The following is a 12044-nucleotide window of genomic DNA, read 5'->3' as shown; positions in this document are numbered from 1 at the left end:
GTGTTGCCGGATTGCAACGCATGGCTCCCTCCCGGGTCAGGCGGGGGCCCGCGCTGCCTTCAGGCTCTTCAGCTCCCAGGAGCCCCCCGAGGGACGGCAGCCGGTGCCGCGCACGAAGCGGCTGCCGGAGGGCGCGATCACGGTCGCCAGGAAGTTGCGGCAGATCTCGTCATTGGCCACGTAGGGCAGCCCGGTCGGGTTGACCATGCCGCGCATCTTCGATTCGGGGTTGTCCCACTTCACCGGCTGCCCGTTGCCCTGCGGGTCGAGCGCCACGGCGAGCGCCGCCTTCGCCCGGCGCCAATCCTCCGGCGTCAGGTCGCTGCCGAAGCTCTTCGGCGCTACCGGCCCGATGCTCCCGGTGCTGACCGGCTCCGGGGCGGGCGCAGCCGCCTCGGGCTTGGCCTGGAACACCAGGAGCGGCTGGCTGCATCCCGCTAAAGTGAGAAGGCCGGCCGCCGCAACCGTCGTGGCCAGGAGCGCGAGACCGGGTCTCCATGTCGCTTGCGGGATCACTTTACACACGTGGCGACGCATTCCACCTGTTCTCACCGCGGGAACGGCCCCGGCGCCACGGCGTGACCTGCGACGCCGGCCTGCCCCCGCATTCCCGGGTGTCACATGCGAAGGACGATGCCGTGGCTGCGTTAACGAACGGTGATTTCACCGTGAGGTCGGATCCGTGGACCCTGTTCCAGGACTGGTTTGCGGAAGCCGTGGCGTCGGAGCCGGAGGATCCGGACGCCATGGCGCTGGCCACGGCCGGCCGCGACGGGCTGCCGGACGTCCGCATCGTGCTGCTCAAGGGCTGCGACGAGCGCGGCTTCGTCTTCTACACCAACTCCCGCTCGATGAAGGGCATCGAACTCGCCGAGAACCCGCAGGCCGCCCTGGTGTTCCACTGGAAGAGCCTGCGCCGGCAGGTGCGCGCCCGCGGCAGCGTCACGCGGGTGGAGGATGCGGAGGCCGATGCCTATTTCGCCTCGCGCCCCCGCGACAGCCGGATCGGCGCCTGGGCGAGCCAGCAATCGGAACCCCTGGCGAGCCGCGGCACTCTCGAACGGGCCGTGGCCGAGGTGGCGGCGCGCTTCCCGGAGGGCGAGGTGCCGCGCCCGCCCCACTGGACGGGCTACCGTGTCGCTCCGAGCAGCATCGAGTTCTGGCAGAACGGCGCCTTCCGGTTGCACGACCGGGTCCGTTTCACCCGCACGGGCGAGGGCTGGGAGCGCACCCGGCTCTATCCATGATGCTGCGCTGCGGCACCGCGAGGCTGGATTTTCGGCCCTCCGCATCCTAGACCTGATCGTCAACCCGCGCGCCGCGTCCGGCGGCGCGCCCCGCACCGGATTCGAGGAACGGCCTTGGCCCAATCCAGCAACGAACGCCGGCGCGTGATGCTGCTCACGGGCGCGAGCCGCGGCATCGGCCACGCCACCGTCAAGCGCTTCTCCGCCGCAGGCTGGCGCGTCATCACCTGCTCGCGCCACCCTTTCCCGGAGAATTGTCCCTGGGAGATGGGTCCGGAGGACCACCTCCAGGTCGACCTCGCCGATCCCGAGGACACGCTGCGCGGGGTCGCGGAGGTGACGCGGCGGCTCGAGGCGGAGGGCGGCCTGCTCCACGCGCTCGTCAACAATGCAGGCATCTCGCCGAAAGGACCGGGCGGCGAGCGCATGGGCGCCATCGCGACGCCCTTCTCCGACTGGCAGCGGGTGTTCCAGGTCAACTTCTTCGCGCCGATCCTGCTGGCGCGGGGCCTGTGCAACGAGCTCACCCGGGCGCGCGGCTCCATCGTCAACGTCACCTCGATCGCGGGCTCGCGGGTGCACCCCTTCGCGGGCGCCGCCTACGCGACCTCGAAGGCGGCGCTCGCCGGCCTCACCCGCGAGATGGCGGCGGATTTCGGCCCCCTCGGCGTGCGCGTGAACGCGATCTCGCCCGGCGAGATCGACACCTCGATCCTCTCGCCCGGCACCGACAAGCTCGTGGCGCAGATCCCGCAGCGGCGGCTCGGCACGCCCGACGAGGTCGCCAAGGCGATCTACTTCCTGTGCACCGAAGCCTCGTCCTACGTGAACGGGGCGGAACTGCACATCAACGGCGGGCAGCATGTCTGAGGCGATGCCCGGACGCTCCGTTCGGGAATCGCGCCGCGGCGCAGGCAAGCGGATCGCGGATCACGGGGCGGGGCTCGCCTGCCTCGCCGTCCTCGCCCTGGCGGGCGCGGAGCCGGCGCGGGCGGAGCCTTCGGTCTCGATCCTGCCGCTGTCCTTCCGCGTGACCGAGATCCGGGGCCCCGGCAGCGAGGCGGCGCTCGCCGCCGAGACCTCCGGGCTCCTGCCGCGCGCCCGCGCGGGCACCGTCGCGGTGGTCTGGGGCGAGGAGGGCGGCGCCGTGCTGTCGCTCGGCGAGGACGGCCTGTCGACGACGGCGATCCCGGCCGAGGCCGCGCAGGGCCTCGCGGCGGCGGAGACGCCGCGGGGCGCCGTGCCTGGGTCGCGGCGGGCGCTGTCCGGCCCGGTCTCGGCTTACTTGAGCAATCCGCGCAGCGGTCCGGACGGCCATCCGGCCGCTGCCACGGTGACGGTGCGCGAGCGCCAGCCCGTCGCCCGCAGCGCCGACCCGAAGCCGGTCCCGGTCTCGACCGCCACGGTGGCGGCGGGACCGGATGCGGTCTTCACCGGCGGCGCGGTCCAGGCCGTCGATCTCGACGGTCGCCTCCATCTCCTCGCCGCCAGGACCGTGGGCGACAAGGCGAGCCTCGCGGTGATCGGCCGGGAGGGCGAGACCTGGAGCGTGACGGCCGAGACGCCCGCCGAGACCGGGACCGTGGGCCAGGCGGCGGTCGGGAATTTCGACGGGTCGGGCCACGCCACGGTCGCGCTCGTGCGCGCGGCGGCGGGCGAAGGGCGCCTGCAGCACTGGCGGATCGCGCCGGGCGGGGCCGTGCTCGCGGGCGAGGCGCCGGGCTACGCGGAAGCCGGCGCGGCGGCCGACCTCGACGGCGACGGGGTGCCGGAGCTGGCGATCCCGACCCGCGACCGCACCGCGCTCGCGCTCGTCTCGCTCAAGGGCGGCATCAGCGAGCGCGCCCGCGTGACCCTGCCAGTGCCGGCCCGCTCGGGGCCGGTGGTGCTCGGCAGTGGGCGCGGCCTGCATGTGCTGGTCGAACTCGAGGACGGCCGCGTCGCCGACCTGCGCCCGTGACAGCGAGCGACGCGCAGGGCCGGCGCTACCCGGCCCGCCCCTATCTCGCCGCCTCGGTGGCGGTGGTGCGGGACGGGCGGGTTCTGGTCGCGGCCCGCGGCGGCTCGCCCCTGCGCGGGCTCTACTCGCTCCCGGGCGGCCTCGTGGAACTCGGCGAGCCGCTGGCCGAGACGGCGCTGCGGGAGCTGCGCGAGGAGGTCGGCGTCGAGGCCGAGATCGTCGCGAGCCTGACCCCCCTCGAGGTGATCGAGCGGGACGCGGATGGCCGCGTCCTGCATCATTTCGTGATCGTTCCGCATGCGGCGCGCTGGCTTCGGCATGAGCCGGCGCCGGGCGAGGAGGCGCTCGACGTGCGCTGGGTGACCCTCGCGGAGCTGGCGGCCCTGCCCACGACCGAAGGGCTTGCGGAAATCCTGGAACAGGCCGTCGCGGCCGTGGAGGGGAGCGCGTGAGGCTTCGCCTCGCCTTGTCGGTCGTCCTGTGCCTCGCGGCGGCGCAGGCTGCCCTCGCGCAGACCCGTCCGCGCGCGCCCGCCAAGCCGCCGGAGAAGGAGGCGCCCCCTCCCTCGCCGGCCGATCTGCCGGCCCCCTACGACAAGGACCTGCTGCGCCTGTCCGAGATCATCGGCGCGCTGAGCTTCCTGCGCGACCTGTGCGGGCAGGCGGACGCGGCCGAATGGCCCGTCCGGATGAAGGCACTCCTCGATGCGGAGGGCACCAGCCCCGGCCGTCGCGACCGGCTCGCCGGCGCCTATAACCGCGGCTATCGCGGCTACGCGATCAACTACCGGGTCTGCACCGACTCGGCCCGCGAGGCCGCGGCCCGGTTCATCGCCGAGGGCGAGCGCCTGAGCGTGACCCTGGCCGGGCGGTTCGGCGGATAGGGCGCTCTCCACCGAAGTGGATGCCGGTTCGGCGGAAGTGCGCCTCCCCCGGCCGGGCGTCCCGCCGCGTCGGCGGCGAGCGCTACTCCCGCGGCTCGAATTGCAGCGCGGCGCCGTTCATGCAGTAGCGCAAGCCGGTCGGGGCCGGGCCGTCGTCGAAGACATGGCCGAGATGGCCCTTGCAGCGCTGGCAATGCACCTCGGTGCGGGTCATGAAGAAGGAGCGGTCGACCTGCGTCTCCACGGCGCCCTCGATCGGCGCGAAGAAGCTCGGCCAGCCCGAGCCGGATTCGTACTTGGTCTCGCTCTCGAAGAGCGGCTGGCCGCAGCCGGCGCACAGGAAGGTGCCCGGCCGCTTCTCGTGGTTGAGGGGGCTGGTCCCCGCCCGCTCGGTGCCGTGGCCGCGCAGCACCCGGTACTGCTCCGGCGTCAGGCGCTCGCGCCACTCCTCCTCGGAGCGCGCCGCCTCGTCCTTTGCCGTCTCGAACGCACCCATCGGATCCCTCCTCGGCCGCTTCTGTTCTCGCCGGCCGATATGGGGGTTCGCAGCCGGGTCGGCGAGGGCGTCAGGCGGGCGCGCCCACCGTGTCGGCCATGCGGGCGCGGCGGGTGCCGAGGGGCTGCTCGGGGCCCTTCGTGGTGTCGCGGACGGTCTGGTGCTCCATCTCGGCGTTGATCTCGCCGCCGAGCAGCACGATCGTGGCCGAGATCCAGATCCAGGTCATGAAGCCGATGGCGGCGCCGAGAGACCCGTAGGTCTCGTTGTAGCTGCCGAAATGGGCCACGTACCAGGAGAAGGCGATCGAGCCGACGAGCCAGACCACGCCTGCGATCAGGCTGCCGGGCGTCACCCAGCGCCATTTCGGCTCGTCCCGGCTCGGTCCGTAGCGGTAGAGCAGCGCCAGCGCGAAGAGCAGGATCGCGAGCAGGAGCGGCCAGCGCAGGAGCGCGATGTACCATGCCTTCGGGCTGATGCTGATGCCGAAATTCCCAATGAAGTTCAGGATCACCGGCAGCACCACGATGCCGGAGAGCGCCACCACGACGAAGAGCAGGCCGCCCAGCGTGAAGGTGAGGGATTGCAGGTTCAGCTTGATGAAGCTGCGCTTCTCCTCCTCCTCGTAGACGATGTTGAGCGCATCGAAGATCGCCTTCACGCCCGCATTGGCGCTCCAGAGCGAGAGGGCGAGGGTGGTGAAGAAGGTCAGGCCCAGCGTCGTGCCGCCCTTGGACGAGATGCGCTTGACCTGCTCGCCGATGATGTCGAGGGCGCCCGACGGCAGCACGCCCTGGAGCAGGGCGATGTGGTCGTTGATCGTGGCGGGATCGGCGATGAGCCCGTAGAGCGAGACGAGGGCGGCGATGGCCGGGAACATCGCCAGCAGCGTATAGAAGGTCACGCCCGCCGCGACCGAGAGCACCCGGTCCTTCTGGAACTCCAGGTAGACCCGGTAGAGAACGTCCTTCCAGCCCTTGGCGGGCATCTCGGTCGGGGACTCGGCCTTGCGCCCGCGGTCGGCCTCGGTGTCGCCGACCCGCTGCGCGGGCCGGCCGGAATAGGATCTGGCGCCCTCGCCGAAATGCCGGGTCGGGTCGGCGGGCGCGGGGACGTCCTCGGGCCGCCGCGCCGTCACGAGGCGCACCAGCGCGAGACCGAGGAAGACGGTCCACAGGGTCGAGGTCACGCCGCCGGACGAGGCGGGACCGGGTGGCGGATTCGGCGTCATCGGGCGACCATTGGCGAGGGATGCAAAGCCCGCCGGTGCGGGCCGTCGCGGTCACAACGTGGGCGCTGGCCGCGCGTTCCTCGGCCGTGACAGGTCCAGCGCGCGAAAGCCGCGCCGCCGCTGCATCGGTCCCCGTTGTCCTGCCTCCTGCCCTGCAAGGCGGCTGCGGCGGTCAGCTCCGCCCGCTGCGCCGCGCCGACACCAGGGCGAGCGCCGCGAGGTCCTTCGCCCCGTGGCCATGCGCGATGGCCTCGATCAGGCCGTCGCGCAGGAGGCTCGCGAGCGGCATCGGCACGCCCGCCGCCTCGCCGGCCGCGAGCGCGAGGCGGATGTCCTTGGCGCCGAGCGACAGGTTGAAGCCCGGCGGCTCGTAGCGGCCCGCCGCGATCGCGGCGCCGTAATTCTTGTAGACCGGTGCGGCGAAGATGGTGCCGGTGAGGAGGTCGAGAAGATCCGCGGCCGGCACCCCGTGCGCCTCGGCGAAGGCGGATGCCTCGCTCATCGCCTCGATGGCAGCCACCAGCATGAAGTTGCCCGCGAGCTTCACCGCATTGGCCCGGGCGGGCTCCGGCCCGAAGGGCCAGGTCTTCGCGCCGAGCGCGTCGAGGACCGGCTGCGCCCGGGTGATCGCCGCCTCGGGCCCCGCCGCCACGATGGCGAGCTTGGCCGCCGCGGCCACGTCCGGCCGTCCGAAGACCGGAGCCGAGAGGTAGGCCACGCCCGCCCGCTCGTGCAGGGCGGTGAGGTCGCGGGCGAGCGCCACCGAGATCGTGCTCATCCCCACATGGATGCCGGGCAGCTCGGCCTGATCGAGCACGCCGCCCTCGACGATCACGCTGCGCAGGGCCGCGTCGTCCGCGAGCATCGTGATGGCCACCTCACCCCGGAACGCCTCGGCCGGGCTCGCCACCGGCACGGCCCCCTCGGCCCGCAGGCTCTCGGCGGCCTCGGCCGATCGGTTCCAGACCCGCACCCGGTGTCCCGCCTTGACGAGGTTGAGCGCCATGGGCCGGCCCATCCGGCCGAGCCCGAGAAATCCGACATCCATCGCCACCGGCTCCAACTTCGACGGGGATCACCTATGGCTGCAGGGGGCCGCCGCACAGGGGCGTCAGGCGGAGAGCAGGGCCGCCTTGTCGACGCCGAGCGCCTCGGCGACCTCATCGAGCACCTTGTGCTCCAGCTCGCTGATCCCGCCCTGGTCGGCCACGTCGGCGGCGATCAGGAAGACGTCCTGACGCTGTTCGAGCGGCCGGTCGGCGATGGCCGAGAGGAAGCGCAGGTTCTCGATGCGGCCGGCCCGGCTCTTGGCCCGGGCGATTGCCTCGTGCAGCTCCTGCTCCAGCTTCAGGACGCCGTAGGATTTCTGCAGGATCGGGTTCGCGGAGAGATTTGTGAGGGCGGTCTCGATCTCGTCCTCGTCGATCTCGCGGTCGGCCAGGATGACGTTGGCCGCCCCCGAGGCCGCCGCGTACAGGAACGCGGTGTCTCCGGCATACGACATCACGGCCCGGCCGATCCGGGTGAAGGTATCCTGAAACAGCCCCATCGTCTCATCCTTGGCGCGGGCGTTGTCTGCCGCGGGCGAGCCGGCTCCCCGCAGGTCCAGCGGAATCGATGCACACCCTTGGCCGTGCAGGCAAGCTCATCCGTACAACAGTGCGGGTCCGAGATACGCGGACATCAGGGCGCGGCTACACGGCCTCGACCGGAAACACCTGGCTCGGCGCCACGAATTCGTCCTGGGCCTCGACCGTGAGGATCTCGCGGGAGCCGGCCTCCGCGGTGCGGCGCAGGAGCCCGAAGATGGAAGGCCCCATGGCGCCCAGCGCCTCGGCGGCCGAGCGCGTGCGCGCGTAATGGACGAAGAACAGGGCGGCGCTGGCATCTCCCGCCCCGTTCACGTCGAGGGCGAGCCTCGGGGTGCGCAGGCGCCAGAACGCGCCCGCCTCGCCGACCAGGAGGTCGATCGCGTCGGGCGGGGTCTCGGCCGTGTGGAGCGAGGTGACGAGCACCACCCGCGGCCCGCGCGCCTGCACGGCCGCGACCGCGCGCTTGGCCTCGGCGATGGTGGCGCTCGGAAGGCCGGACAGGAAATCCAGCTCGAACTGGTTGGGCGTGACGATGTCGGCGGCGGGCACGGCGTGGTCGCGCATGAATTCGGGCACGCCCGGCCGCACGAAGATGCCGCGGCCGACATCGCCGATCACCGGGTCGCAGCAATAGAGCGTGGCCGGATTCGCGGCCCGCACCCGCGCCACGGCGGCGCCGATCGCCTCCCCGATCTCGGCCGAGCCCATGTAGCCGGACAGCACCCCGTCGCAGGCGCCGAGCACGCCGCGCTCGGCGATGCCCTCGACGAGTTCGCTGATCGACGGGCCGTCATAGACGCGGCCGCGCCACGACCCGTAGCCGGTATGGTTGGAGAACTGCACCGTGTGGATCGGCCAGACCTCGACCCCGAGCCGCTGCATCGGGAAGACCGCCGAGGCATTGCCGACATGGCCGTAGGCGACGTGGGACTGGATCGACAGGATGTTCATCGAGAACCCTCGGGCCCATGGCCACGGTGGTAGCGCGCGGGCGGCCCGCGCTCAATGCCAGGATCCTGTGCGGGATCCCGCCCCGCGCCGATTGCATTCCCGATGCCCGGCCCCACATCCGGGGCGGCTCACCGGTCAAGGTTCATGGACTTCGAGACGATCCGCACCGCCACGCTCGACTTCGTGCGCGACCACCATGCCTGGGCACCCGTCGTCACCGGCATCATCGCCTTCTGCGAATCCCTCGCGGTGCTCTCGCTGTTCGTGCCCGCCACCGTGATCCTGCTCGGGATCGGGGCGCTGCTCGGCGCCGGCGGGATCCCGTTCCTGCCGGTGATGATCGGGGCGGCTGTGGGCGCCATCCTGGGCGACTGGGTCTCCTACGAATTCGGGCGCTACTACAAGGAGGGCGCCAAGCGGATCTGGCCGCTCACGCGCTACCCGGAGATGGTCGCCTCGGGCGAGGTGTTCTGCCACCGCTGGGGCGCCTGGGCCATCTTCATCGGCCGTTTCATCGGGCCGGCGCGGGCGGTGGTGCCGCTCGTCGCCGGCGTTTTCGCGGTGGGCCGAATCCCGTTCCAGCTCGCCAACGTCTCCTCGGGCTTCGTCTGGGCCTTCGTGTGGCTGGCGCCGGGGGCGGGGCTGTTCGGCTTCCTGAAGGGCTGACGGGGCCCTGCCGCCCCTCCGTTTCCGGCGGCGCAGACGCGCGGCCAGAGCGGCATCCGTTCACGGTGGACCGGATGCCGTATGAGCTTGCCGCATTGTCTGCGACGGACCGGCATCCACTTCGTCGGAAAATGCCTATCCCATCGCGCGCTTCACGAAGCGGTCGTCCAGGGTGGTGGCGAGGTCGATCTTGGCGCCCTGCAACTCCGGGTCGAGGGTGCGCACGAGGTCGAGCACGCTCGCCATGCCCTCCTGCGAGGGAATGCCGGTGCGCGAATAGCTCTCGAGCGAGTTCTTCACCGCCTGCACGTAGAGCGGCCGGTCGCCGAAATGATAGGCGGGCGGCACCGTGTCGGCGACCTCCTCGGGCGTCGCGCTCGCCAGCCACTTGAGCGCCTTGACGAAGGCGTTGACGACCTTCTGGGTCGCGACGGCGTGGTGCTCGATCCAGTCCTGCTTGGTGTAGACCACCGCCGCCGGGTTCGGCCCGCCGAACAGCGCGCGGGTGCCGGCCTCCGTGCGGGTGTCGATGAGGATCGCGATGTCGCCGTCAGCCTCGAGCTTGGCGATCACCGGGTCGAGGTGGGAGATCGCCTCGATCTCGCCCTTCTTCATCGCCGCGATGGCGCCCGCGCCGCCGCCGACGCCGATGAGGGGCGCGTCGGTTGCCTTCAGCCCGGCCTTGATCATCGCGTATTGCACGGCGAGCGCCGTCGAGGAGCCGGGCGCCGTCACGCCGATCTTGCGGCCCTTGAGGTCGGCGGGCGACTTCACGGTCTGGGCGAGGTCCTTGCGCACGGCGATGACGATCGCCGGGTAGCGGCCGAGCTCGCAGACCGCCCGCACGTCCTGGCCCTTGGCCTGCATGCGGATCGTGTGCTCGTAGGCCCCCGTCACCATGTCGACCGAGCCGCCGATCAGGGCCTGGAGCGAGCGGGCGCCGCCGCCGAAATCGTTGATGTCGGCCTCGACGCCCTCCGCGGTGAAGAAGCCCTTCCGCTCCGCAATGGTGAGCGGCAGGTAGTAGAGCAGGGGCTTGCCGCCGACCCCGATGCGGACCTTGACGGTCTCGGCGCGGGCTGGCGCCGCGAGGGTGAGCGCGGCGGCGCCGGCGAGGAAGCTGCGGCGGTCCATGAGGGTGTCCTCCGTTGTCCGTTCTGCGTTCAGGCGTGGCCGCCGGCCGGGCCGGGGCGCCAGACGAGCAGCCTGTTCTCGATCAGGGTCACGACCGCGTCGATGACGATCACGAACACGGTCAGGATCAGCATGCCGGCGAAGACCCCGGTGACGTCGAAGACGCTCTCGGCCTCGTGGATCTTGTAGCCGAGCCCCGCCGAGGACCCGAGATACTCGCCCACCACCGCGCCCACGAGGGCGAAGCCCACCGCCGTGTGCAGCGACGAGAACATCCAGGTGAGCGCCGACGGCCAGTAGACGTGGCGCAGGAGGCCGCACTCGTTCATCCCCAGCATGCGCGCGTTGTTCAGCACGACCGGGCTCACCTCGCGCACGCCCTGGTAGACGTTGAAGAACACGATGAAGAACACGAGGGTGAAGCCGAGCGCCACCTTCGACCAGATGCCGAGCCCGAACCACAGGGCGAAGATCGGCGCCAGCACCACCCGCGGCAGGGCGTTCGCCGCCTTGATGTAGGGGTCGAAGACGGCGGCGAGCAGCGCGTTGCGGGCGAACAGGAAGCCGAAGGCGATGCCGCCCAGCGCCCCGAATACGAAGGCCAGCACCGTCTCCTGCAGGGTGATCCAGAGATGGCTCCAGATCTCCGGATTCGTCATCTCGGCCCAGGTGCGCTTGAGGACGTCGACCGGGGTCGAGAAGAAGAACTGGATCTGCCTGGGCTGGCCCAGGATCGGATAGACGGTGAGCACGTGCCAGACGGCCAGGATGGCGAGGCCGACGAGGATCTGCAGGGCGAGGAGGCCGAGGCGGTTCATCGGAGATTTCATGGGGGTTCCGGTCAGCGGGAGGTCACGCCGGGCCGCTCGCATAGGCGCGGGAGACCTCGACCCGCAGGCGGGCCCAGATCTCCTTGTAGAGGGCGTGGAATTGCGGTTCGAGGCGGATCTCGCTGGTGTCGCGGGGGCGCGGCAGGGCGACGGGGAAGTCGCCGACGATCCGGGCGGCGGGGCCGGCCGAGAGCACGACGACCCGGTCGGAGAGGGCGATCGCCTCCTCCAGGTCGTGGGTGACGAAGATCACTGCCTTGCGGTTGGCGGCCCAGAGGTCGAGCAGGAGATTTCCCATGATCTGCCGGGTCTGCGCGTCGAGCGGCCCGAAGGGCTCGTCCATCAGCAGGATCTCGGGGTCGCGGATCAGCATCTGGGCGAGGGCCACGCGCTTGCGCTGGCCGCCCGAGAGCATGTGCGGGTAGCGGTCCGTGAAGGTCGCGAGGCCCACCCGCCCGAGCCAGTCGCGGGCCCGCCCGAGCGCCTCGGCGCGGGGCACGCGCTGCGGCTCGAGGGCGACCGCGACATTGTCGAGGGCGGTCTTCCAGGGCATCAGGGCGTCGGCCTGGAACAGGTAGCCGGCCCGGGCATTGAGGCCCGACAGCCTTCCGCCGAAGACCGTGACGAGGCCGGCGGCGGGCTTCAGCAGCCCCGCGGCGGCGTTGAGGATCGTCGACTTGCCGGAGCCCGTCGGCCCGACCACCGCTACGAATTCGCCGGGCGCGACGGACAGATCGATACCCTCGACCGCCACGTAGCGCTGGCCGCCCTTGAGCGTGAAGGCGATGGAGACGCCCTCGAGGCGCACCGCACTGGCGCTGCGGGCCACCGCGGTGCCGCCGACGAGCCGCACGCCCGTGCGACCCCCTTTACGTCCCTCGGCGAAGCCCTGCTGGCTCATGCGGCTCCCTCCCGTGCCGGGGCCATGCCTCCGGCTGTTGCGGGCGACATTCGGCGAGAGGCCGTCCGAGATCAACCACCTCGTGCCCCTCGCTCACCGGCCGAGCCGGCCACCCTCGGCTGCGACATGGCCGACCATGACAAGCCTGTCGCG

At 71.7% G+C, this 12044-nt stretch carries 15 protein-coding genes; 6 read left to right on the top strand and 9 right to left on the bottom strand.

All coding sequences use genetic code 11. The annotated features are described in order from the left end of the window. Window positions 1-36: 36 nt before the first annotated feature. Window positions 37-537 carry an RT0821/Lpp0805 family surface protein gene (locus MNOD_RS05160; RefSeq protein ID WP_015927774.1) on the bottom strand — a complete coding sequence of 167 codons (501 nt, stop codon included), beginning with the start codon at window positions 535-537 and terminating at the stop codon, window positions 37-39. A 77-nt stretch (window positions 538-614) separates the two neighbouring features. Between MNOD_RS05160 and pdxH the strand changes: the two genes are divergently transcribed. From pdxH to MNOD_RS05135, 5 genes are all read left to right on the top strand, one after another. Beyond that, the gene (pdxH, locus tag MNOD_RS05155) at window positions 615-1247 is read left to right on the top strand and encodes a pyridoxamine 5'-phosphate oxidase (RefSeq protein WP_015927773.1); all 633 of its coding nucleotides are present in this window, start codon (window positions 615-617) and stop codon (window positions 1245-1247) included. 147 nt (window positions 1248-1394) lie between these two features. Beyond that, a complete protein-coding gene (locus MNOD_RS05150) occupies window positions 1395-2117 on the top strand; it encodes an SDR family NAD(P)-dependent oxidoreductase (protein ID WP_043750437.1) in 723 nt (240 codons plus the stop codon). Next, entirely contained in the window at window positions 2110-3207 is a 1098-nt protein-coding gene (locus tag MNOD_RS05145; protein ID WP_015927771.1) for a VCBS repeat-containing protein, read from the top strand. The genes MNOD_RS05150 and MNOD_RS05145 overlap by 8 nt, the downstream gene beginning before the upstream one ends. After that, window positions 3204-3659 (top strand): NUDIX hydrolase, encoded by a 456-nt coding sequence (locus MNOD_RS05140; protein ID WP_015927770.1) that lies wholly within the window; start codon window positions 3204-3206, stop codon window positions 3657-3659. The genes MNOD_RS05145 and MNOD_RS05140 overlap by 4 nt, the downstream gene beginning before the upstream one ends. Further along, complete coding sequence (locus tag MNOD_RS05135) at window positions 3656-4090, top strand: TIGR02301 family protein (protein WP_015927769.1); 435 nt, start codon at window positions 3656-3658, stop codon at window positions 4088-4090. The genes MNOD_RS05140 and MNOD_RS05135 overlap by 4 nt, the downstream gene beginning before the upstream one ends. 82 nt (window positions 4091-4172) lie before the next feature. Here MNOD_RS05135 and msrB read toward each other — a convergent pair whose 3' ends face one another. From msrB to pdxY, 5 genes are all read right to left on the bottom strand, one after another. Further along, window positions 4173-4586 (bottom strand): peptide-methionine (R)-S-oxide reductase MsrB, encoded by a 414-nt coding sequence (gene msrB, locus MNOD_RS05130; RefSeq protein WP_015927768.1) that lies wholly within the window; start codon window positions 4584-4586, stop codon window positions 4173-4175. A 70-nt stretch (window positions 4587-4656) separates the two neighbouring features. Further along, window positions 4657-5817 carry a YihY/virulence factor BrkB family protein gene (locus MNOD_RS05125; protein ID WP_015927767.1) on the bottom strand — a complete coding sequence of 387 codons (1161 nt, stop codon included), beginning with the start codon at window positions 5815-5817 and terminating at the stop codon, window positions 4657-4659. 172 nt (window positions 5818-5989) lie between these two features. After that, complete coding sequence (locus MNOD_RS05120; protein WP_015927766.1) at window positions 5990-6865, bottom strand: NAD(P)-dependent oxidoreductase; 876 nt, start codon at window positions 6863-6865, stop codon at window positions 5990-5992. Window positions 6866-6928: 63 nt separating this feature from the next. Beyond that, window positions 6929-7366 carry a tellurite resistance TerB family protein gene (locus MNOD_RS05115; protein ID WP_015927765.1) on the bottom strand — a complete coding sequence of 146 codons (438 nt, stop codon included), beginning with the start codon at window positions 7364-7366 and terminating at the stop codon, window positions 6929-6931. A 145-nt stretch (window positions 7367-7511) separates the two neighbouring features. After that, window positions 7512-8360: a pyridoxal kinase PdxY gene (gene pdxY, locus MNOD_RS05110; RefSeq protein ID WP_015927764.1), complete on the bottom strand. Its 849-nt coding sequence runs from the start codon at window positions 8358-8360 to the stop codon at window positions 7512-7514. A 144-nt stretch (window positions 8361-8504) separates the two neighbouring features. Between pdxY and MNOD_RS05105 the strand changes: the two genes are divergently transcribed. Further along, window positions 8505-9026, top strand: a complete 522-nt coding sequence (locus tag MNOD_RS05105) for a DedA family protein (RefSeq protein WP_015927763.1) — start codon at window positions 8505-8507, stop codon at window positions 9024-9026. A gap of 135 nt (window positions 9027-9161) precedes the next feature. On the opposite strand, the gene MNOD_RS05100 is transcribed toward MNOD_RS05105, so the two are convergent. From MNOD_RS05100 to MNOD_RS05090, 3 genes are read right to left on the bottom strand one after another with little or no spacing between them, the layout of a single operon-like run. Beyond that, window positions 9162-10160: an ABC transporter substrate-binding protein gene (locus MNOD_RS05100; protein ID WP_015927762.1), complete on the bottom strand. Its 999-nt coding sequence runs from the start codon at window positions 10158-10160 to the stop codon at window positions 9162-9164. A gap of 29 nt (window positions 10161-10189) precedes the next feature. Further along, window positions 10190-10978 carry an ABC transporter permease gene (locus MNOD_RS05095; RefSeq protein ID WP_043748111.1) on the bottom strand — a complete coding sequence of 263 codons (789 nt, stop codon included), beginning with the start codon at window positions 10976-10978 and terminating at the stop codon, window positions 10190-10192. Between the two features lie 34 nt (window positions 10979-11012). Further along, a complete protein-coding gene (locus MNOD_RS05090) occupies window positions 11013-11891 on the bottom strand; it encodes an ABC transporter ATP-binding protein (protein ID WP_015927760.1) in 879 nt (292 codons plus the stop codon). Between the last annotated feature and the right edge of the window lie 153 nt (window positions 11892-12044).

Origin of the sequence: Methylobacterium nodulans ORS 2060, from assembly GCF_000022085.1 — a bacterium.
GTDB lineage: Bacteria > Pseudomonadota > Alphaproteobacteria > Rhizobiales > Beijerinckiaceae > Methylobacterium > Methylobacterium nodulans.
The sequence above is the reverse complement of the archived record's forward strand: the minus strand, read 5'-3'. Positions and strand labels throughout refer to the sequence as shown.